The 22,119-nt window shown below is 59.1% G+C and carries 20 protein-coding genes and 1 pseudogene; 11 read left to right on the forward strand and 10 right to left on the reverse strand.

What is annotated here, in order from left to right:
- The first annotated feature begins 95 nt into the window (after positions 1–95).
- The 3 genes from EGT36_RS18090 to EGT36_RS18100 all read left to right on the forward strand — a co-directional run bounded on the left by EGT36_RS18090 (position 96) and on the right by EGT36_RS18100 (position 2,092).
- On the forward strand, positions 96–449 hold the full coding sequence (locus EGT36_RS18090) for a DUF1304 domain-containing protein (protein WP_037093304.1): 354 nt from the start codon (positions 96–98) through the stop codon (positions 447–449).
- A 4-nt stretch (positions 450–453) separates the two neighbouring features.
- Positions 454–1,725 carry a glycerate kinase type-2 family protein gene (locus tag EGT36_RS18095; RefSeq protein ID WP_125270775.1) on the forward strand — a complete coding sequence of 424 codons (1,272 nt, stop codon included), beginning with the start codon at positions 454–456 and terminating at the stop codon, positions 1,723–1,725.
- A gap of 115 nt (positions 1,726–1,840) precedes the next feature.
- Entirely contained in the window at positions 1,841–2,092 is a 252-nt protein-coding gene (locus tag EGT36_RS18100) for a hypothetical protein (protein WP_125270776.1), read from the forward strand.
- Between the two features lie 88 nt (positions 2,093–2,180).
- On the opposite strand, the gene EGT36_RS18105 is transcribed toward EGT36_RS18100, so the two are convergent.
- The 6 genes and pseudogenes from EGT36_RS18105 to EGT36_RS18130 form a co-directional block, all read right to left on the reverse strand.
- Positions 2,181–3,368 (reverse strand): Gfo/Idh/MocA family protein, encoded by a 1,188-nt coding sequence (locus EGT36_RS18105; RefSeq protein ID WP_004438856.1) that lies wholly within the window; start codon positions 3,366–3,368, stop codon positions 2,181–2,183.
- A gap of 21 nt (positions 3,369–3,389) precedes the next feature.
- Positions 3,390–4,442, reverse strand: a complete 1,053-nt coding sequence (locus EGT36_RS18110) for a sugar phosphate isomerase/epimerase family protein (RefSeq protein WP_004438853.1) — start codon at positions 4,440–4,442, stop codon at positions 3,390–3,392.
- Between the two features lie 144 nt (positions 4,443–4,586).
- Positions 4,587–5,660: an ABC transporter ATP-binding protein gene (locus EGT36_RS18115; RefSeq protein ID WP_044459892.1), complete on the reverse strand. Its 1,074-nt coding sequence runs from the start codon at positions 5,658–5,660 to the stop codon at positions 4,587–4,589.
- A gap of 17 nt (positions 5,661–5,677) precedes the next feature.
- Positions 5,678–6,526 (reverse strand): annotated as a pseudogene (locus EGT36_RS18120) (carbohydrate ABC transporter permease).
- A complete protein-coding gene (locus tag EGT36_RS18125) occupies positions 6,519–7,457 on the reverse strand; it encodes a carbohydrate ABC transporter permease (RefSeq protein ID WP_100911418.1) in 939 nt (312 codons plus the stop codon). The pseudogene EGT36_RS18120 and the gene EGT36_RS18125 overlap by 8 nt, the downstream one beginning before the upstream one ends.
- A 69-nt stretch (positions 7,458–7,526) precedes the next feature.
- Positions 7,527–8,828, reverse strand: coding sequence for an extracellular solute-binding protein (locus tag EGT36_RS18130; protein WP_034498157.1), 1,302 nt, complete (start codon positions 8,826–8,828; stop codon positions 7,527–7,529).
- Between the two features lie 196 nt (positions 8,829–9,024).
- Between EGT36_RS18130 and EGT36_RS18135 the strand changes: the two genes are divergently transcribed.
- Genes EGT36_RS18135 through EGT36_RS18145 form a run of 3 tightly spaced genes read left to right on the forward strand, consistent with a single transcriptional unit; the run spans position 9,025 to position 12,035 of the window.
- Positions 9,025–10,224, forward strand: coding sequence for an ROK family transcriptional regulator (locus tag EGT36_RS18135; protein ID WP_004438840.1), 1,200 nt, complete (start codon positions 9,025–9,027; stop codon positions 10,222–10,224).
- A gap of 51 nt (positions 10,225–10,275) precedes the next feature.
- Positions 10,276–11,376, forward strand: a complete 1,101-nt coding sequence (locus tag EGT36_RS18140) for a Gfo/Idh/MocA family protein (RefSeq protein WP_125270777.1) — start codon at positions 10,276–10,278, stop codon at positions 11,374–11,376.
- 17 nt (positions 11,377–11,393) lie between these two features.
- Entirely contained in the window at positions 11,394–12,035 is a 642-nt protein-coding gene (locus EGT36_RS18145; RefSeq protein WP_004438834.1) for a ThuA domain-containing protein, read from the forward strand.
- Positions 12,036–12,168: 133 nt separating this feature from the next.
- Here the strand turns inward: EGT36_RS18145 and EGT36_RS18150 are convergent, their stop codons facing one another.
- Positions 12,169–13,527 (reverse strand): amidase, encoded by a 1,359-nt coding sequence (locus EGT36_RS18150; RefSeq protein ID WP_125270778.1) that lies wholly within the window; start codon positions 13,525–13,527, stop codon positions 12,169–12,171.
- 301 nt (positions 13,528–13,828) lie between these two features.
- On the opposite strand from EGT36_RS18150, the gene EGT36_RS18155 reads away from it, so the two are divergent.
- From EGT36_RS18155 to EGT36_RS18165, 3 genes are all read left to right on the forward strand, one after another.
- Positions 13,829–16,171, forward strand: a complete 2,343-nt coding sequence (locus tag EGT36_RS18155) for an EAL domain-containing protein (RefSeq protein WP_125270779.1) — start codon at positions 13,829–13,831, stop codon at positions 16,169–16,171.
- A 29-nt stretch (positions 16,172–16,200) separates the two neighbouring features.
- Entirely contained in the window at positions 16,201–17,094 is an 894-nt protein-coding gene (locus tag EGT36_RS18160) for an amino acid ABC transporter substrate-binding protein (protein WP_125270780.1), read from the forward strand.
- A 69-nt stretch (positions 17,095–17,163) separates the two neighbouring features.
- Complete coding sequence (locus EGT36_RS18165; RefSeq protein ID WP_125270781.1) at positions 17,164–18,066, forward strand: amino acid ABC transporter substrate-binding protein; 903 nt, start codon at positions 17,164–17,166, stop codon at positions 18,064–18,066.
- A gap of 38 nt (positions 18,067–18,104) precedes the next feature.
- Here the strand turns inward: EGT36_RS18165 and minE are convergent, their stop codons facing one another.
- The 3 genes from minE to minC are packed head-to-tail and all read right to left on the reverse strand — an operon-like array spanning position 18,105 to position 19,941.
- Positions 18,105–18,365, reverse strand: a complete 261-nt coding sequence (gene minE / locus EGT36_RS18170) for a cell division topological specificity factor MinE (protein ID WP_125270782.1) — start codon at positions 18,363–18,365, stop codon at positions 18,105–18,107.
- Positions 18,362–19,177, reverse strand: coding sequence for a septum site-determining protein MinD (gene minD, locus EGT36_RS18175; RefSeq protein ID WP_004438810.1), 816 nt, complete (start codon positions 19,175–19,177; stop codon positions 18,362–18,364). The genes minE and minD overlap by 4 nt, the downstream gene beginning before the upstream one ends.
- A gap of 35 nt (positions 19,178–19,212) precedes the next feature.
- On the reverse strand, positions 19,213–19,941 hold the full coding sequence (gene minC / locus EGT36_RS18180) for a septum site-determining protein MinC (RefSeq protein WP_004438803.1): 729 nt from the start codon (positions 19,939–19,941) through the stop codon (positions 19,213–19,215).
- A gap of 405 nt (positions 19,942–20,346) precedes the next feature.
- Here minC and EGT36_RS18185 point away from each other — a divergent pair, with 405 nt between their 5' ends.
- Positions 20,347–21,033: an HAD family hydrolase gene (locus tag EGT36_RS18185; RefSeq protein ID WP_125270783.1), complete on the forward strand. Its 687-nt coding sequence runs from the start codon at positions 20,347–20,349 to the stop codon at positions 21,031–21,033.
- Positions 21,034–21,401: 368 nt separating this feature from the next.
- Positions 21,402–22,118 carry a FadR/GntR family transcriptional regulator gene (locus tag EGT36_RS18190; protein WP_004438798.1) on the forward strand — a complete coding sequence of 239 codons (717 nt, stop codon included), beginning with the start codon at positions 21,402–21,404 and terminating at the stop codon, positions 22,116–22,118.
- The last annotated feature ends 1 nt before the right edge of the window (position 22,119 follow it).

Consider the following 22,119-nt stretch of genomic DNA (forward strand, 5'->3'; position numbering starts at 1 on the left):
GGCTATCTGTTGCGCCGTTAAAACGGAATTATCCGCTTGCCACCTGTTACCCTGACAGACCTGGCGACGGGCATCAGGGTTTGGAGGAACCGATGATGATTGCCAGCATTCTGATTGCCGTGATCGCGGCAATCCATATTTACATCGTCATTCTGGAAATGCTGCTTTGGGAGAAGCCTGCCGGTCGCAAGGCCTTCGGTCTTTCCGCGGATTTTGCCCGGCAGACGAAAGTGCTGGCCGCCAATCAGGGGCTTTATAATGGTTTTCTCGCAGCGGGGCTGATCTATGGGCTCACGCAGGGTGACGACGGGCTGAACTTCAAAGTCTTCTTCCTGACCTGTGTGCTGGTGGCCGGTATTTTCGGCGCCGTGACAGCCAATATCAAAATCCTGTTCATTCAGGCATTGCCGGCATTGTTTGCGCTCGGCTTCCTCTGGATCGGAGTATGAACAAATGACCGCATGGAACGATACGTCCGCAAGAGACGCTCTCAACCGCATCTTCATGACCGCAGTCGCCAGCGCCGATCCCTCTAAGGTGTTGCAACAACACCTGCCCTCCCCGCCTAGAGGGCGGTGTGTGGTGGTTGGCGCAGGCAAGGCTTCCGCCGCGATGGCCGCAGCGCTTGAGGCGGCATGGCCAAATGTCGATCTTTCCGGCGTGGTAGTGACGCGTTACGGCCATGCCGTCCCGACCGGACGCATTGAAATCATCGAAGCCTCGCATCCGGTGCCGGACGACAGGAGCGCCGAGGCCGCAAAACGCATTCTCGCCGCCGTTGAAGGGTTGACTGCAGACGACATGGTCATCGCGCTGATTTCCGGCGGTGGTTCGGCGCTGATGGTATCACCCGCCGAGGGAATGACGCTTGCGGACAAGATGGCGGTCAACCGCGCTTTGCTTGCCAGCGGCGCCACGATTTCCGAAATGAACGCCGTACGCAAGCACCTCTCCCGCATCAAGGGCGGGCGACTGGCGCTGGCCGCCAAACCGGCCAGGGTCGTTTCCCTGCTGATCTCCGACGTGCCGGGCGACGACCCCTCGGAAATCGCCTCGGGCCCGACGGTCGCCGATCCGAGCGATATTGAAACCGTGCGGGAAATCGTTTCCCGTTATCTGCTCGATCTTCCCGAAAATGTGCGCAAGGTGCTGGAAAAAGGCGAGGAAACCCCGAAGGCCGGCGATATCGAGGAAGATATCCGGCTCATCGCCGCCCCCTCGCTCGCCTTGCAGGCGGCAGCGGATGAGGCGGTTAAGCTTGGCTTAACACCGCTCATCCTCGGGGATTCGCTGGAGGGTGAATCCAGGGATGTCGGCGCGGTCATGGCCGGTATCGCGATTTCCGCTCGCCGCAAGGGCCTGCCACTCAAAGGCCCGGCCGTTTTGCTTTCCGGCGGCGAAACCACGGTTACGATCGGTAAGGGGCCGGCCGGCAAGGGCGGCCGCAACACGGAATTCCTGCTGAGCCTTGCGCTGACGCTCAAAGGTGCTGATGGCATATGGGCCATTGCCGGCGATAGCGACGGCATAGACGGAGTGGAGGATGCCGCGGGCGCCGTGGTGACGCCGGACACACTTGCCCGTATGCGCGCAGCCGGTGTCGATCCGCGCCAGTCACTCGTGAGCCACGACAGCTATACGGCTTTCAGGGCGGCAGGAGATCTTGTCGTGACCGGTCCAACGCTCACGAATGTCAATGACATCAGGGCGACTTTGATCGGCTGATAGCGGGGCATTGGCAGAGACGACTGAGCTTCCGGCACGTGCTCGTAGAGGAGCACGTTTTGACTATACACTCGGACAGGAGTAATCTGGCGGGATATCTTTTGGAGCCTCAGCCATGCGTCCTGGAGTGCTCATATTTGGCTTGGCCATCGCCCTTATACCAACTTTGGCGGATGCCCATAATTGCAAATGCCGAAATCGCGGTGTCATGTTTCAGCTCGGCCAGACATCCTGCCTCAGGGTCGATGGCGGGTCCTATCTGGCCCGCTGCGAGATGAAACTCAACGTTTCCTCCTGGACCAAGATCCAGGACGGCTGCCCCGTGACGGAACGCGTGGAATCGACGTCGTCCAGCGCTTATCACTAAGTCTTGTGCCCCCGCCCACGAAGGGGCTGGCGCATCAGCTTTTTTCTTCTCCCCGGGGCGGGGAGAAGAAATACGCTGCAACCTCGCCTCAGAGCTTCACCCAGCCACCGTTCTTCTTGCCGGACTCGATGCAGGCCGTAACAAAGGCGACACCCTTCACGCCATCATCGACGGTCGGGTAAATTACGGCCTTGTCGAGCGCCGATCCGGTGCGGCGGGCTTCGATGGCATGCGCCGCCTCGGTATAGATCGTTGCAAAGGCTTCGAGATAACCTTCCGGGTGGCCGGAAGGGATGCGGGTGACGCGTGCTGCGGCAGCCCCTGCCCCGGCACCGCCGCGGGTGATCAACTGCTTCGGCTCGCCAAGCTTCGTGAACCAGAGATAGTTCGGGTCGGCCTGCGTCCATTCGATGCCGGCCTTGTCACCATACACACGAACTTTCAGCCCGTTTTCGTGGCCGACCGCAACCTGGCTGCACCAGAGCAGCCCCTTTGCCGCCTGCTTGCCACCCTTCGGCTTGAAACGCAGCATCACATGCGCATTGTCGTCCAGCCGGCGGCCTTCGACAAAGGTATGCACATCTGCCGCCAGTTCGTCGACTTCCAGACCGGAAATGAAGCAGCCGAGATTATAGGCATGCGTGCCGATATCGCCTGTGGAACCACCCGCACCGGATTGAGCCGGGTCGGTGCGCCAGACAGCCTGTTTGGCACCCGTCTGCTCGATGGGTTCCGCCAGCCAGTCCTGCGGATATTCCATCTGCACCAGACGGATCGTGCCGAGAGCGCCCGATTCCACCAGTTCCCGTGCATGCCGCACCATCGGATAGCCGGTGTAATTATGCGTCAGGATGAACAGCGCATCGGCCTTGTCGGCGACGTCCTTCAGCTTTTTGGCGTCCTCCAGATTGGAGGTCAGCGGCTTGTCGCAGATGACATGGATGCCACGCTCCAGAAACGCCTTCGCCGCCGGATAATGCACGTGGTTGGGCGTGACGATCGCCACCGCCTCTATGCCATCCTCGCGTAGCGCTTCCTTTTCGGCCATCTCCTCGAACGAACCGTAGCAACGCTCGGGATCGAGCCCCAGTTCACGGCCGGAGGCGAGGGATTTTTCCGGGGTCGAAGACAGCGCACCTGCCACGAGATCGAAACGATTGTCGAGCCGCGCAGCCATGCGGTGAACACCACCGATAAAGGCACCCGAGCCGCCGCCCACCATGCCAAGACGAATCCGCTTGTTCGCCTTGTCGGTTGTCTTTCCTTCAATAGCCATAATGTTTCCTCTGCAATGCTCTCAAAGCCCAAGCATACGGCGGTTGGCCGCATCGTCGGTGCCACCAGATGCAAAATCGTCAAAGGCTTTTTCCGTGACGCGGATGATATGCGCCTTGACGAATTCAGCCCCTTCGCGGGCACCATCTTCAGGATGTTTCAACGCACATTCCCACTCGACCACAGCCCAGCCATCGAAATCATTGGCGGCCATTTTCGAGAAAATCGCACCGAAATCGACCTGCCCGTCGCCCAGCGAACGGAAGCGGCCGGCCCGTTCCACCCAGCCCTGATAACCGCCGTAAACGCCCTGCCGTCCGGTCGGGTTGAACTCCGCATCCTTGACATGGAACATCTTGATTCGGTCTTTGTAGATATCGATATTATCGAGATAATCGAGGCATTGCAGCACGTAATGCGAGGGGTCGTAGAGCATGTTGGCACGGGGGTGGTTCTTCACCCGTTCCAGGAACATCTCGAATGTGACGCCATCATGCAGATCTTCACCGGGGTGGATTTCATAGCAGACATCCACACCCTGCTCATCGGCATAATCGAGGATCGGCGTCCAGCGTTTGGCAAGTTCGTCAAAGGCTGTTTCTACAAGACCGGCCGGGCGTTGCGGCCACGGGTAGACGAAAGGCCAAGCGAGCGCGCCGGAAAAGGTCGCATGCGCCTTGATGCCGAGATTTCTGGAGGCTTTCAGCGCAAACTTCACCTGCTCCACCGCCCATTGCTGACGCGCTTTCGGGTTGCCACGCACTTCCGGTGCGGCAAAACCGTCAAAAGCCTCGTCATAGGCTGGATGAACCGCAACAAGCTGGCCCTGCAAGTGGGTGGAAAGCTCGGTCACTTCCACACCGTTCTGGCGCGCGACACCGGCGAATTCGTCGCAATAGTCCTTCGATTCCGCCGCTTTTTTGAGATCGATCAGCTGCCCGGCCCAGGTCGGCACCTGCACGCCAGCATAGCCCTTTTCCGCCGCCCATTTGGTAATGCTGTCCCAGCTGTTGAAGGGGGCCGCATCACCGGCGAACTGACCGAGAAAAAGACCCGGTCCCTTGATCGTTCTCATAAAAATCTCCTCCTGCATCGATACAGTTACGCGGTAACCCCGCTTTGTTCCCAATCGCCAAGCTAACCGCTCGTGATTTTCAGACAAGCCCCAAAAGCGAAGGGGCAAGAGAATTTCAGCATTTCATCAAGAACATCTGGGCACTTAAAGCGCCAGTCCGCTCGCCCTGTCGAAGACGTGCACGCGCTCATGGTGCACGGTGGCGGCAAAGGGCGTGTTGACCTTCACCGGCTGCTCACCATCCACCAGTGCCGTGACTTGATCGCCCGCCAATTCGAAGACCACATGGGTCTGCGCGCCGGTTGGCTCTACCAGCACCGTTCTGCCGGTAAGCGAGATATCTCCCCCAATCGCGGAACCGATATGTTCGGGGCGAAGCCCGATCGTCACGGGCTGGCCGCGCTTAACCTTGCGGGAGGCGGCAATGCGGATCGCCGTTCCGTCCTTCAGCCGGGCGGCGGGCTGGTCACCCTCGCCATCCACCACGCCTTCTATGAGGTTCATCGCGGGCGAACCGATGAAGGCGGCGACGAAGAGATTTGCCGGCGTCTTGTAAAGCTCAAGCGGTGTGCCCTGCTGCTCGATGCGGCCGTGATTGAGCACCACGACCCGGTCGGCCAGAGTCATAGCCTCGATCTGGTCATGGGTGACATAGATGGATGTCGTGCCGACCTTCTGGTGCAGCGCCTTGATTTCGCTGCGCATCTGCACGCGCAGCTTGGCATCCAGGTTGGACAGTGGCTCATCGAACAGGAAGACAGCGGGGTTGCGAACGACAGCGCGGCCCATGGCGACACGCTGGCGCTGGCCACCGGAAAGCTGCGAGGGTTTGCGGTCCAGAAGCTTGCCGAGATCAAGCATACGGGCAGCTTCCGTAACACGCTCTTCAATGACGTTTTTCGGCTGGCCGGCAAGCTTCAGATTGAAGCCCATATTTTCAGCCACCGTCATATGCGGGTAAAGCGCGTAGGACTGGAACACCATCGCGATGTTGCGCTCACGCGGGGTCATGCCATTGACCACCTTGTCGCCGATGAGAATATCGCCATCGGTGATTTCTTCCAGCCCGGCGATCATGCGCAGTAGGGTGGATTTGCCGCAACCGGAAGGGCCGACCAGCGCGATGAATTCTCCATCAGCAATATCGAGCGATATGCCGTGAATGACATCGAGCGCGGCATAGGACTTGCGGATCTCTCTAAGTTCGACGGAAGCCATATTTTGCTCCTTTCACGTCACGATTTGACGGCACCGGCCGTCAGGCCCGCGATGATGTGTTTCTGTGCGAGGAAGAAGACGATGACGGTCGGCAGGATCGTCAGCGTGATGAAAGCAAGAACAAGCTGTCATTCCGTGCCGAACTCACCGCGATAGACCATGATGCCGAGCGGCCAGGGATATTTCGATTCCGAATTCAGCATGATGAGCGGCAGGATGTAGCTGTTCCAGCTGCCGACAAAGGAAACGATGCCAACGGTCGCCACGATCGGCCGTGAGAGCGGCACGGAAATATGCCAGAAGAAGCGCAGATAGCCGCAGCCATCCACAAAGGCCGCCTGAAACAGCTCGTCGGGCAGATTACGGAAGTAATTGCGGAACAGGAGAATGCTCATGCCGAGGCCAAAGGCCACCTGCGGCAGCACCACGCCCCAATAGGTATCGAGCAGGCCCAGATCGCGAATGCGGATGAAGAGCGGCAGAATGGCTGTGGCCGCCGGGAACATCAGCCCGAGCAAGAAATAATTGAGCAGGAAAGACGAGCCAAAGAACTTCACATGCGCGAAAGTGAAGGCCGCCATGGCCGAAACTGTCAGCGTTAGGAACACCGTGAGCAGTGCGATGACGAGCGAATTGAAAATCTGCAGCCAGTAGCGTTTGCCAAGCAGGATATCGCCGTAATTGGCCCATTGCCATTCGGCCGGAATTCCGAACGGGTTAACGCGCAGGTCTCCCAGCGTCTTGAAGCCACCGAGCGCCGTCGTGAGAAGCGGGATGAGCACGATGGCTGCAATCAGGCTCAATGAAATATAGAGATAAAGCTTGGTTTGCAGCGGCATGCGGACGGAAGTGGATGTGTCAGTCATGGCGCATGAAAATCCTTTTGTAACCGAAGGCGAGCGTCACGCAGATGACGAAGAGTACGACGCCAACCGCACTGCCAAGCCCGACCTGCATGCGCATGACGCCGTAGGTGTAGAGGAAGGTGACCATGGTCTGCGTGGAGTTGGACGGACCGCCGCCGGTCAGCGGCATGATCATGTCGAACAGCTGCAGCGAGCCGATGACAGCGAAGAAGACGGAAAGGCGCACCGTGGAGCCCAGCATCGGCAGCGTAACGTAACGGAATTTCTGCCAGCCGGACGCGCCGTCGATTTCGGCCGCTTCCAACACGTTCTTGTCGACGGATTGAAGGCCGGCGATGAACAACATCATGTGGAAACCGAAATATTTCCAGACGATGACGCCGAGCACGGCATAGATCGCCACATCCTTGTCAGCCAGCACATAGGGATTGGCGAAACCGAAGAAATTGGAAATGGCGGCAAACAGGCCATAATCGCCATCATAAACGAAACGCCAGATCAGACCCGCCGCGACGTCAGCCAAAACGTAAGGCAGGAAGAATACCAGCCGGAAGGCGACGACACCGGGAATGCGGTGCGCCAGCATCATGGCGAGCCAGATGGCCAGCGGAATCTGGATCAGGATCGAAATGAGGATGATGAGGCCGTTATTGATCAGGGCCTGCGAGAATGCGGCATTGCCGAAAAGCACCTGAAAATTCTTCAGGCCGACAAAATCGGTCGGCGTGCCGTAGCCGTTCCAGCGGTAAAGGCTGTACCACGCCGCCTCGCCCATGGGCAGGATGACAAACAGGGTAAAGAGCAAAAGTGCGGGCGGCAGGAAGACCAGAAGGGTCAATGCCCGGTCATGCGCGACCGAACTTTGCTTGCGCCTGGCCTTTGCCGCGCCGCGCGCCGGTATGGACGCAGAAGTCATGGGAATATCCGTCATCTCTATCCGCTTTCATGGAGGCAGATAAGCAGCGCCGCACACATTCGCGGCGCCGCCATGGAAACCAGATCAGCGCAGTTCGAATGCGTCCTGAATCTGCTGGGCGCCCTCTTCGGCAGTCATCTGGCCGGAAACGATCTCAACCGAGATATCGTTGACGACACGACCGACGGCAGCGCCGAGCGTCTGGTCGAAGAAGTTCTGGTGCCAGGTGGAAGCAGCCAGCTGCTTGGCGGAATCCGCCAGCAGCGGGTTCTTCACCGCACCGGCAGCCCCTGTGGCAACCGGCAGGATCATACCGGCGGTCGCCATTTTCTCTTCGCTTTCCTTGCTGGTCAGGAAGGTGGCGAAATCGACAGCCTCCTTGGAGGCGTTCTTGGTGAGCGCCCAGCCGTTCAGGCCGCCCAGAGTGTCGGTAGCCTTGCCTGCGCCGCCTTCGACAACTGGGAAAGCGAAGCGACCGATATTTTCAGGGGCCAACCCCTTGCCGTCGCCGGCATTCTTGCGCTGGTTCGCTTCGGTATTGTCAAAGCCGAGAATAATTGCGGCCTTGCCATCGCCAAAGACGCCCAGTGCCTGTGGCCAGGTTGCACCAAGATACCCCGGCTGGAAGGGTTCGAGCTTGCCGAACTCGGCCAGTTGCTCACCCGCCTTGATAATCGCCGGATCCATAAAGCCTTCGCCTTCACCCTTGCGGGCCGCGTCAAACACGGCCTGGCCGCCATTGCGCATCACGAGATAGCTCCAGTAGAAGTGGATCGGCCATTTCTCACCGCCGCCACCTGCAATCGGCACGATGCCGGCGTCTTTGATCTTCTTCACCGTCGCGCTGAAGTCCGCCCAGGTCTTGATGTCTTCGGCCTTCACACCGGCCTTGGCGAAAAGCTCCTTGTTATAGAAGAAGCTGACGAGGCTGACACGATAAGGTACGGCCCAGACCTTGCCGTCGAAAGACAGGCCGTCAATTGCGGAAGCGTTATAGGCCTGGCGCAGCTTGCCGCCATCAGCGTCGAAAACCTCGGTCAGATCCTTCAGCGCACCGGTTTTGGACTGTTCCTCAAGAACGCCACCACCCCAGCTATAGAAGAAGTCCGGAACATCGTTCGATTGCAGCAAGGTCGGCAATTTTGCCTTGAAGGCTTCGTTTTCGAGGAACTGCAGCTGAACATCCACATCGGGGTGCTTGGCCTCGTATTCCTTGGCAATTTCTTCCCAGACAGCCACGGATTTCGGGTCCAGCTCAACATGCATCCATTTAACGACCGTCGCGGCCGAGGCGCTTGCTGCGCCGAGCATGAGAGCAATGCTTGTCGTTGCGGCAAAGCCTGTCAGCCTGCCGCTCAGGCTTGCGCCTGCGTGCCAAATCGTCATGATGGTGATCCTCCCTCGGGGATTTCCTCATTTATTCCCCAATGCGGATTAATTCACATTAGCCCTCGCCCAATGTCAAGGCACTATGCCGATTTTTTGCGCGAACAGCTTGACACACCCCTCCCCTACACCGTTATTTAATCCGCAACCCGACGTAAATCGGTTCTCGAACCGGCATTTATCGCAGCAGGACCCCATGAAGACCGCAGACCCCGAACTAATGCGCGCGATCAACAGGCTGAGCGTGCTGGACAGCATCCGCCGACATGGGCCCATTTCCCGCGTTGAGATCAGCGAACGCACCCAGCTTTCCACCACGACCGTTTCCGCCATTACCGCCTCACTTTTGGATGACGGGCTCATCCTGACCCGGCACCTGGGCGATATCCGCACCGAAGGTGGGCGCGGCAGGCCGCGTGTGATGCTGGAGCTGAACCCGGATGCCGCCCGCGTTGTGGGCGCCAAGATTGCCGCAAACCGCATGGTCTTTGTCGTCACCGATTTTTGCGGCAATGTACTCTCCACGCTTGCCTTGCCGATCCGGGTAGACCGTCAGCCCATCGGCGTCATCGCCGATCTGGTGGAGGACGGCGTAAGACGTTGCGTCGTCGATGCCGGTCTATCGCTTGAGGATGTGGACATGGTCTGCCTCGGCCTGCCCGGCGTCATCGAACATCGCACCGGCAAGATTCGAAGCAGCCCGATTTTGCGGGAAGTGAATGTTAATTTCGCTGAGGAAATGACAGCACGGCTGAATTCGCCGACCATTATCGAAAGTGACGCCCACGCGATCACGCTTGCCCATCACTGGTTCGGCCATGCGCGCGATCTCGAAGACATGGTGCTGATTTCGCTGGAACAGACGCTCGGCCTTGGCGTGCTGCACCAGAACCAGCTCTTCCGTGGCGCGGGCGGTCTCAGCCACAATCTGGGTGACCTCGTCATCGGCCTTGCCAATGAAGGCACGGTGCGGCTGGCGAGCCAGGCCGGTGAAAACGCAATTTTGGGCTCCCGCCCGGCGGACGGGCGTTTTGCCGAAGCGATCCGGCTCGGCCGCGGCATGCAACATGCTCATGCGCTGATTGCGGCCGAAGATCACGACCTCATCACGGCCGCCTTGCGAGCCGGTGCCGCCCTCGGCCTGACACTAGCCAATATCGTCACGCTGTTTGCACCGCCGCGGGTCATCATCACCGGCTCCAGTCTCGAACTTGGCGAACCTTTCATCGCCAGCATTCGCAACAGCTACAATGCCGCAGTGCCGCCATCTCTGGCCGGTGTGGCGGAACTGGTTTTCGATGTTGCGAGCGACGAATTGTGGGCGCAGGGGGCCGCGGCCGTTGCGCTTTACGAACTTTACGAATCGCCATGGAACACGACCGGGCCAGCGCTCTAACCTGCAGGGGTGAGCACAGGCCAAGGCATTTCTGATTTACGGGAGGAATTTATGAACAAAGTCGGCATCGGCATCATCGGCTGCGGCAACATTTCCAGCGCCTATCTCAAGGCTATGGCATCGTTTCCCATTCTCGACATCCGCGGTCTTGCGGATATGAACGAGGAAGCCGCAAAAGCGCGGGCGGACGAATTCGGCCTGCAGGCGAAAAGCATCGACGCACTTCTCGCCGCTCCCTCGGTGGAGATCATCGTCAATCTGACGATCCCCAAGGCGCATGTGGAGGTGGGTCTGCGCGCGCTGGAGGCCGGCAAACACGCCTATTCGGAAAAACCGCTCGGTATCAATTTCGCGGAAGGCAAACGCCTTGCGGATGCGGCAAAGGCCAAGGGCCTGCGCATCGGCTCGGCCCCGGACACCTTCCTCGGCGGCGGACACCAGACCGCGCGCCGGTTGATCGACGAAGGTGTGCTTGGCCAGCCCGTGGGCGGCACCGCCACCTTCATGTGCCCCGGCCACGAACGTTGGCACCCCAACCCCGCCTTTTATTACGAGGTTGGCGGTGGGCCGATGCTGGATATGGGTCCCTATTACATCACCGATCTCGTCAACCTGTTCGGCCCGGTGGCCAAGGTGGCAGGTTTCGCCATCGCGCCGCGCAATGAGCGAGTCATCACCAGCGAGCCGAAGAACGGCGAAAAAATCCCCGTTCATGTTGCCACCCATGTCTCCGGGGTTCTCGCCTTCGAGAACGGTGCCGTGGTGCAGGTGGGCATGAGCTTCGATGTGGCGGGTCACAAGCATGTGCCGCTGGAACTCTACGGCACCGAGGGCACGCTGATCGTACCTGATCCCAACCATTTCGGCGGCGAGGTGCAATTGCTGAAAAAGGGCGGCCAGTTCGAGACGCAGGCGCTATCATCTCCCTATGCCGACGGCAATTACCGGTCCATCGGCGTGGCGGACATGGCCCATGCGATCCGCGAAAACCGCCCGCACCGCGCCAATGGCGATCTTGCCCTGCATGTACTGGAAGTCATGGAAGCCTTCCAGACAGCGTCAGACAGCGGCACCACCGTTTCCATAACCACCAAGGCGGAGCGCCCTGCCCCGCTCGAAACATCGCTGGTCGACGGCCAGCTCGGCAAATAATCCCGAGGAGGAAATAAATGCGCGAAGCACTCATCGTCTGGGGCGGCTGGAGCGGCCACGAGCCGCAGGAATGCGCCACCATCGTCAAGGACATTCTGGAGGAGGACGGTTTCAAGGTCTATGTCGAGCACAGCACCGAGGCTTTCGCCGATCCGTCGGTGCATGATCTCAGCCTTGTTGTGCCTATTGTCACCATGTCAAAGATCGAGAAGGAAGAAATCAAGAACCTGACGGCGGCTGTTGAAAACGGCGTCGGCATCGCCGGCTTTCATGGTGGCGCGGGCGACAGTTTTCGCGAATGCGTGGAATACCAGTTCATGATCGGCGGGCAATGGGTCGCCCATCCCGGAAATATCATTGACTACACGGTCAACATCACCCGCCCTGACGATCCGCTGATGGAGGGGATTTCCGATTTTCCCTATACGTCAGAGCAATATTACATGCATGTTGACCCCTCCAACGAGGTTCTGGCGACAACGACGTTCACCGGCGATCACGCTTGGTGGATCGACGGCGTGGTGATGCCGGTGGTGTGGAAACGCAAATACGGCAAGGGCCGCGTTTTTTATTCGGCGCTCGGACATCAGGCCAAGGAATTTTCCGTGCCGCAGATGAAGACCATGTTTCGCCGCGGCGCCAATTGGGCGGCGCGTTGAGGTTATCGGCAGCCTCTCCCTCGCAACGTCATCCTCGGCCTCGCGCCGAGGATCGGCAGCAAATCCTCGGGACAGGCCAGAGGATATCGGGGGATAGGTTCCACGTTCCCGACAAGCCGAGAAGATGAACACCTCAAGCCCGAACGATTTCTTCCGTCGCCATCGCCGCCCCCAGCACATAGTCATCCGTACCGTCCAGGCCTGAAAGCAGCAAACCGACCGGCATGCCTGCGTCGCCCGTTCCACAGGGGATCGAAACACCGCAGAGATCGAAGAAGTTACCGATCTGCGTGTTGCGCAGGGTTTTTGCATTCATGGCGAAAAAAGCATCGTCACTTTGGAGAAGCGGCGCGACCCTGGCCGCAACATGCGGCAATGTCGGCGACATCAGCAGTTCGCCTTTCCCGATCATTCCCGAAAACGCCGCAGTCATGCGTTCCCGCGCATCGATGATGGCTATGTAATCCGGCACTGAAATATTGGCCCCCAGCTTCGTTCGTGCGACAACGCGCGGGTCCATGCGCGCGGCATCAGCACCTTCCAGCCGGGTTTTGTGCAGGGCAAAGGCCTCCGCGGTCACCAGCGCACCCTTTTCCTTGATAAGCTCGAACAGTTCCGAAAAAATCGGGAATGCCTGTCGTCGCACCGAGGCACCGGCGCGGACAAGACGGTCCACCGCCTGCTCAAAAGCGGCCGCGACTTCGTCCTCGATTCCGTCGAAAAATACGGTCTCGGGCACAACAAGCGAGAGGCTGGAAAGTGGCACGCGCTGCACATCGGCGGCAGTCCTGCCCCGCATGGCGGCATCCACCCAGACCGCATCCTGAACCGTGCGGGTGAGGGGCCCGAGCGAATCGAGACTCTTCGCCAATGGATATACGCCGCGCATCGAATAACGGCCGCGACTGGCCTTGTAGCCTACCACGCCATTGAAAGCGGCGGGAATGCGGACCGATCCGCCCGTATCCGTGCCGATCGCCACCGGCACCAGACCGGCCGCCACGGCCACGCCCGCACCGGAGGAGGAACCGCCGGGCAGACGGTGTCCATCCGTGGAAAGGGGATTGCGCGGCGTGCCGTAATGCGGATTGATGCCAAGACCGGAAAATGCAAACTCGCTCATATTCGTTCGGCCGATGCAGATCATGCCGGCCTGTTTCAGCGCGGTCACCACATCAGCGTCCCGCGACGCAGGCTCATCATCCGCAAGCACGGTCGATCCGGCCATGGTCACCGTTCCCTCCAGATCAAAAAGATCCTTCCAGGCCACGGGAATGCCGTCGAGAAGCCCGCGGGAACGGCCTTCGCGAATGCGTGTCGATGCGGCCTCCGCTTCGGCGGCGGCCCGCTCCGCCGTCAGCCCTATGAAAATGGCCTGATCGGCCTCCTGACGGATCGCATCGACTGTCTCTTCCACCAGGGCGCGCGGATCAAGGTGGCCACCCTGGATGAGAGCGGAAAGCTGCGCGATGTTCTTGCCCCTGTGAGCCATGACGAAATTCCCTAAAATCGGCGTATCATGCCCAACATGCCGTTTATGCAAGGCTTGGCAAGGCCGGTCGCGGGTTTTTCCCGGACGGTCGTTGCCGTCACTGGAACTTGCTGCCAGGGTCTATTTCTCAACCTGAAGTGCAAAGACAGACCGCTTATATAAGCAGCGACTGTAAAAAGACGGATTAATTCTTAATCGCATCTAAACTTTGTTGAATTATTTAGCAGACACCATTGAAGTGCATGCCCTATAAAAATTCCATAAAACAATCATAACGCGACATCGCGGGGGACTATCGCGAATGGAAGAGACTGCCTATCGGGGGATGGATAGACAGGTAGAGCCCGGCCACATGCTTCGCTCAACGACGCCGCCGGAAAAGGGCCGGTCGTCGCGGCGACGCTCGCTCGCCAGCAAGATAACCCTGATTTTCCTGGGTGGGGTGATCTTCGCCTACAGCATCGGCGCGCTTGTGGGCTGGTACATGTTCGTTGCCGCCGCCAGCGAACAGTGGCTCAATCAGGCCCGCGTCAACTCCCAGATTGCCAGCGCCACCCTTCGAAGCATCTACACCTATGTCAGCGTCACGGCGGATGCCGATGGCCAGGTCAACGGCATTTTGACCGACAAGCCTATCGGCGACGATGAATCCATTCTCGTTACGGGCTTCAATCCAAGCGATGTTCTCGCGCTCATAGGCGCCCAGACGAAAAATGCCGTCTGGCTATTCCGCTATGATAACGCCGATTCCGGTTTCAGGCAGATCGCAGCCGCTTTCGACAACGCCACAGACGATGATGAAAAACCGCTCGCTACCGACCCGATCTTCGCCAGAGATGCCGTGGCGGCGCGCTTCGCGACGGGGTTTGCAACCATAGGCGACTCCAGCCACTATATCGGCCTGCTGCCGATCATCAGTACGGAGACGAAAAAGCCGATCGGCGCGGTCGCCGTCAGCATCGGTGGTTCGGATGCGCTTTATGGCGCGCAGCGCAAACTGATCTACAATTCGCTCATCGCGCTGATCGTGGTGCTGACCGTGACAGGTGTTCTGGTAACGGTCATCGCGCGGCATTTCCTGAAACCCGTACCGGCGCTGGTGCAGGCGACCCTGCGGATCGCCCGCGAGGAAACTGATGTCGCAACCCCCTTTCAGGATCGGCGGGATGAAATCGGCGACATGGCAACCGCCATCGAGACGCTGCGCGAAGCCGTCCTGGAACGTGGACGCCTGCGGCAGATACGCGACATGGCGCAGCAAATGGAGCACATGGCCCATCACGATGCACTGACCGGGCTTCCGAACCGGGTGCTGCTGATGAAAACGCTGGAAAACCGCCTTGAGCATCTCTCCGCGTCCGGCCAGCTGTTCAATGTCATGCTGCTGGACCTCGACCGTTTCAAGGCCGTTAACGACACGCTCGGGCACGCGGCCGGCGACGCCCTGCTGGTGGCTGTCGCTTCGCGGATCTCCTCCGTCCTCGGAGAAAACGATATGGTGAGCCGCTTGGGCGGCGATGAATTCGCGATCATACAGTCGACAAGCGGCGACTTTGAGAGCGATGCGGCGATGCTGGCAGCGCGGGTCGTGCATGCCGTGTCGCGCAGTTTCGCGCTCGAAGGCAGCGACATCAGCATCGATACCAGCATCGGCATCGCCTGTGCGCCCGGTCACGGCACATCGGCCACACAGCTGCTGCAACATGCCGATCTCGGCCTTTACCGGGCGAAATCCATGGGTTGCGGCTATTTCGTCTTCTATGAGCCAGGCATGGACATGGCTGCGCAGCACAAGCACGCGCTGGAAATAGACATGAAATCCGCCCTTGAAAACCATGAGTTCGAGCTGCATTACCAACCCGTGGTCAATCTGCAGAGCGGCCGCATCGTCGCCTATGAAGCGCTTGCCCGCTGGCGCCACAGCAAGCTTGGCCTGATCTCTCCGGACCGCTTCATCGCGCTTGCGGAAGAAAACAACTTCATCAGGCCGTTGGGCGAGTGGGTTTTGGCGCAGGCCTGCATGGATGCAATGACCTGGCCGAAGGATATCAGACTTGCCGTCAACCTATCCGCCGTTCAACTTTGCAATGACGATATCGTCCCCATTGTGGACCGGGCGCTTGAAGCATCCGGATTCCCGGCGGAACGGCTTGAGCTGGAAGTGACGGAAACGGCTATGCTTGAGCGCGACAGCAGCACCCGCGTCCTAAAAATGCTGAAGGAAAGAGGCGTCCGCCTGGCGCTTGATGATTTCGGCACCGGTTATGCGGGGCTCAGCACGCTCACCCACGTCGCCTTCGACAAGATCAAGATCGACCGCGAATTCGTTTCCAGCCTTCCGGCCAATCCCATGTGTTCGGCTATCGTCAACACCGTTATCGACATGGCCGAACAGATCGGCCTGAAGGTGACCGCCGAGGGGGTGGAAAACGGGGAGCAGGTCGAGGTGCTCAAACTTTCCGGATGCGACGAGGCCCAGGGCTATTATTTCGCCGAGCCTGCACCGCTTGCGCAGGTTCTAAAAAACCGTGCGGTCATCGTCCAAGTGGGAAAAACCGAAACCGCCGATCGAGCCGCGCAGACGGGCCACGATGCCGGACGACCGACACAGGACACCTATTGCCCTTCACAAAAAGCGATTTGAGAAACCGGCCGCCGGCCAAGAGGACATAAATGCGTATTGCAGTCTATTGCCTTTTCCTCACATGCTTTGCCCCCCTCACCCCGCTGCAGGCTGCCGGTGAAGGCGACACGCTTCAGCAGATCGCCAGGACCGCAAAAATCCGCATCGGCTATCGTGAGGCTGAACCCCCCTTTTCCTATCAGCTGCCGAACGGAGAGGTGACCGGTTTCTCAACCGATCTCTGCAGGACGATCAGCGAGGACATTCGCAAGTCCCTGAAACTCGACAAGCTCGACGTCGAATATGTCAAGGCCACGCCCGCCACCCGCTTCATCCTTGTCCGCGGCGGTCAGATCGATATCGAATGCGCAGCCACCACCAATAATAGCGACCGTCGCAGGATCGTGGATTTTTCCTATCCGAATTTCATGACGGCAACACAGTTTCTCTCGCGCAAGCAGGACAATCTGAAAAGCCTCGCCGATCTGGCAGGCAGGTCAGTCACATCCGCCTCCGGAACCGTCAATATTGAGCAGCTCAATGCCGTGAACCGTGAGAAGAACCTCAATATCTCCGTCATGCCGACGAAAACCAACGAGGAAGCCTTCGCCCTCGTCGTTTCCGGCAAGGCTTCGGCTTTCGTGATGGATGGTATCCTGCTGGCGGCGCTGGCGGCGACATCTGAAAATCCGGATCTTTATGCGCTTTCCGAGGAGACGCTGAGCGCACCCGAACCCTATGGGCTGGTCTTCCGTCGCGACGACCCGGCCTTCAAGGCGGCCGTCAACGACAGTCTGAAACGGATTTTCACTGGCCCCGCCATTCATGATCTCTATGAAAAATGGTTCACCAGACCCATTCCGCCAAACGGCATGAATCTGAACCTGCCGATGGCAGCAGCTCTGAGACAGGCCTACGAACAACCGAAAGAATATCGGGATTAAGGTGCTCGCACCCCCGCCTCAATTTTTATGAAAACACGTTTCGACAGATACTTTAGCTGGAGATGCGCGATGCAGAGATCGACATTATGGCTTGCATTAGGAATTTTTAGCCTTTTATCCACTTATGCGGCCGGGCAGGAAGTGCAGCCGCCGACACTCGAGACCATTGCTAGAACCGGTATCATCCGGCTGGGTTATGCCGATCGCAATATCCCCTTTTCGTATCTCGGCACCGGCCCGGAGCCGATCGGCTACAGCATCGAGCTTTGCCTCAAGGTGGTGGATTCCATCAGGGAAAAACTGGATCTGCCGGGACTGAAGGTCGACTTCGTCAAACGCACGCCCAGCAATCGGATCACGCTTCTCAATGACGGCACGATCGACATGGAATGTGTGGCGAGCACGAACACGGAAGAACGGCGCAAGGCCGTATGGTTCTCCTACAGCCACTTCATCACCGGTACGCGATACGTGGCGCTGAAATCGAGCGGCCTGAATACCGTCGCGGATCTTGCCGGGCGTACCGTGGTGGTAACGACGGGAACCATTGATATCAGCCAGTTGAACGTGCTCAATCGCAAGCTGGGGCTGAACATCGCCGTGCTGCAAAATGACAGCACCGAAGGCGGTTTCGAGATGGTGACGGAAAACCGTGCTTCGGCTTTCGTCATGGACGATATTCTTCTGCGATCCTTCGTCGCCGAAACAGGCAGGCCTCAGGATTACGCAATTTCAAATGAATATCTTGCGCCACCCCAACCCTACGGCCTGATGCTTCGCCACGGCGATACCGGTTTCAGAGATGCCGTCAACGAGGCCCTGGGTGAAATCTATGCGAGCGGTGAAATCGACAAAATCTACGAGAAATGGTTCAACGCTCCGATCCCGCCGAACGGGATGAACCTTCAGCGCCCGCTTCCGGACGATCTCGCTGACGCGTTTCGAAACCCCGTGGATACGACCGCGCAATAAAACGCCGCCCGGTTGGGGCGGCGTCTTTCATGCCTATGTCACGCGGCGCGGAGATCTGCGCCGAGCGGAATTTCGACGTCGATCTCGAGAATCGAGAAATGTTCGTCGCGATCCATCTTCACGTGCACACGGTCGCCGTCGATCTGTACATGCTTGGCAATGACGCCGAGAATTTCTTCCCGCAGGATGGCAACAAGATCAGAGCCCGATGAGGCCCGCTCATGGGCGAGCAGCACTTGCAGGCGCTCACGCGCAAGCGGTGCCGACTTCTGTCTGCGAAAAAGATTGAAGAGACTCATGCAGCCCTCCTTGCGAAGATCTTGGAGAAGATGCCACGCTTTTCGCCCGGAATGACCACCGGAATATCTTCCCCCGATAGGCGGCGGGCAGCGTCGAAATAGGCCATGGCCGGCGCGCAGCGGGCATCTGCGAGCGTGACCGGCGCACCGACGTTGGAGGCGCGCAGCACATCCGAACTCTCGGGAATGATGCCAATCAACGGGATCGACAGGATTTCGAGAACGTCGTCGACCTTCAGCATATCACCCCGCTCCGCACGCGCAGAATCATAGCGGGTAATGAGAAGGTGTTTTTCCATGCGCTCGCCGCGCTCGGCCTTCAGCGTCTTTGAATCGAGCAGGCCGATGATGCGGTCGCTGTCGCGCACCGAGGAGACTTCAGGATTGGTAACGACCACAGCCACATCCGCATGGCGCATGGCCAGCGTCGCGCCGCGTTCGATTCCGGCGGGACTGTCGCAGATCACCCAGTCGAAGTGCTTCTTCAACTCGTTGATGACCCATTCGACACCTTCCGGCGTCAGATTGTCCTTGTCCCGCGTCTGCGAGGCGGGCAGCAGGAACAGCGTCTCCAGGCGCTTGTCGCGGATCAGCGCCTGCGTCAGCTTGGCATCGCCCTGAATAACGTTGACGAGATCGTAGACCACGCGGCGTTCAGCACCCATGACGAGATCGAGGTTGCGCAGACCGACATCGAAATCGACGACTACGACCTTCTCTTTATTCTGCGCCAATGCGGCGCCAAGCGCTGCGGTCGAGGTGGTCTTGCCGACCCCGCCCTTGCCGGAAGTTACAACGACTACCTTCCCCATATGGCTCTCTCCTGTTCGTGCGTGTTTATCTGTTATCAGCCGAGTTTTGCGGCCTTGATCGTATCGTCTTCCAGCCAGAGCTGAACGGGTTGCCCGCGCAGCTTGTCGTCAATGTCCTCAGCCACCTTGTAGACGCCGTCGATTGCCAGAAGCTCGGCCTCCAGCTTGCGGCAGAAGATGCGCGCAGAGACATTGCCGAGCGAACCGGCCATGGCCCGCCCGCGCAGCGCGCCATAAACATGGATCGAACCGCCAGCGATGATCTCCGCCCCCGAGGCGACCGAGCCGATGACGGTCACGTCACCTTCGGGAAACATGATCGACTGGCCGGAGCGCACGGGCTCGTTGATGACGAGCGACTGCACGACGGCGCGGATCTCGCCCGATGTACGGGGCTTCTCCTCCGGCAATTCGGCAACCACGGCGACCGGCTCGACCTCGACATCGGAAGCCGGCTTTCCGCCCTTCAGCGATGGGGGCATGCCCGGCTCGATCATCGAGGGACGAACGCCCTCGATGCCCATGATGCCGACATTGCGCTCCCTGAGCGCCGCCAGCAGGTCCTTCAGACCCGCCTTGTCGAGCGACAGTTCCGAAACATCGAGGACCACCGGCCGCGACAGGAAGAAGCCCGCCGAACGCGCCGCGAGATCATCGAGCCTTTCCAGCCATTGATCGACCGGAGCTTCGGGGGACAGGACGACTGCGAGGAAGGAGCGGCCTTTGATGCGGATGGAACGCTGGTCTGTTAGCACTTTGGTCATCTTGGTAAACAAATCGTTGACAATTAGGTACCTCGAATATGGTTAACAAATGGTTAACGCCACCCTCAAGAGAGGGAAATCGTTAAGAAAATTCCGCGTTCGAAACTCTCATGCAGAACCTTCTAGAACATCTGTTATCCCTTTGAATCTGGCCATTCCCTGACATATGAAGACAAAGGATAACAGCGCATCCTTGCTGCAGGCTGACTCCCGGTGTGGCTCTGTTCACCGCCGCCCTGCCTGCCGACGACCTCGACTCGCGTGAGTCTGACCGCGTCCGATTCCGGGACAACATCCCCCACCCGCGGCAGATGACTATCGGCCCTTGGCGGCTGAAAAACGATTCCGTTATGCCTGACAATACTGTAGAGACAGGCGAGGCCGACAGTTCAACGGAAGAATGAGATGCACAGCAAAGTTCCGCCGCAAAACCAGATTTTTTCGCAACAGTTTGCGGCCTTCCTGTTCGACATGGATGGCACACTCGTCAATTCGATCGCCGTCGTCGAGCGCGTATGGCGGGAGTGGGCAGTGGCGAATGGCATCGAGCCGAATGCCTTCCTGCAGCGCATTCACGGCATGCGAGCCTCGGAGGTTATCCGCCGTGAGGCCATTCCGGGTCTCGACGTGGATGAGCAGGCCGAAATGATCCTTCGTGCAGAGATGGATGATGTGGATGGCATTGTTCAGATACCGGGCGCCGGCGCTTTCCTGCAGTCGCTGCCGGCGGGCAAGTGGGCTATCGTGACGTCGGCCGTACGCGAACTGGCTGAACGCCGGCTCGCTGCGGCGGGCATTGCACCGCCGCCTGTCATGATCTGTGCGGAAGACGTGGTGAACGGCAAACCCGATCCTGAAGGCTATCGAAAAGCGGCCGAAAAGCTCGGCGTATCACCGCAAGACTGCATTGTCTTCGAGGACGCCCTCGCCGGCATCCAGGCGGGGGAAAACATGGGGGCGTCAGTGGTGGTCATCAACGCCACCCATTCGCATCCTATCGAAACGCCACACCTTTCCATTGGCGGCTATGGTGAGGTGAATGTAATTATCGACGGTAAAGACGGCCTGAAGCTGGCGACGGGCAGGGGCTGAAAAGCCTGCCCTCAAAGGGAAAGAAGCGATCGCTTGCCAGCCGATGTCGCGAACTGCTGGCAAGCCATCGCGCCCCGACATCATCCAAAATATTGAGAGAGGCAAAGTTTGCGACTTTGCCATCGTTCTCCACCCAGGGAATCCGGCTGCCCGGCCAGCTCGCGGCCAGAATGAGGAAATGGCAGAACCCCCGGGAGCCAGAGCCCCGGGGAGCGTGACAATACCGCCCCGCTGAGCCTCCTGACGACCTCCGTATATTTTTCATTAACGTCTAATTGACAGCGTCATCCAAATGCGCCCTAATGAAATTGGTAAGACAATCTTACCGCTTGCGCGATTGGGGGAGACTTTCGCGCTGGGAGGACATCATGTTTGTGGCTCTTGAGCCGCGCCGCCTTTACCGGCTGGTTGCGGAACAAATTCGCTTGCTCATCGAAAGCGGGGAACTGACGGACGGTCAGCGCCTGCCGGCGGAACGCGACCTTGCGGAACGCTTCGGCGTATCACGCCCCACGGTGCGGGAAGCGCTTATCGTTCTTGAAGTGGAAGGCCACATCCATATTCGCATGGGTTCGGGCGTCTATGTAAACGCAACCGGCAAACAGGGGAAAGAAAAGCCAACAGTGCCGGATGCGCATGGGCCTTTCGAAATCCTGCAGGCGCGTTGCATCATCGAAAGCGCTATCGCGGAGGAAGCCGCACGGCTCGCCACGCCGGAATGCATCGTCAAACTTGATGACATCATCGAGCGCATGGCCGGCGCACTCGACAATTCACCGCAGGCGCTCAATCTCGACCGGGCCTTTCACACCGCCATCGCCGACATCATCGGCAACTCGGCGCTCAACCGCTTTACCGGCCTGATCTATGACGAGCGCAGCCTGTCACCCTTTTTCGAAAAGCTCGCCAGCTATTTCGAAGGTCCGCACACCTGGAACCTCGCCGTGCAGGAACACCGGGTCATCCGCGACGCCATTGCCGCGAACGATCCGGAAGGTGCCCGCGAGGCGATGCGGCAGCATCTGACGCTGTCGCAGAAGAGATTTTCCGAAAGTTTCGGGGAGGAAACGCTCGGAGAAGAATAAC

Origin of the sequence: Agrobacterium sp. FDAARGOS_525 (assembly GCF_003938925.1) — a bacterium.
In the GTDB taxonomy this organism is placed as follows: domain Bacteria; phylum Pseudomonadota; class Alphaproteobacteria; order Rhizobiales; family Rhizobiaceae; genus Agrobacterium; species Agrobacterium pusense.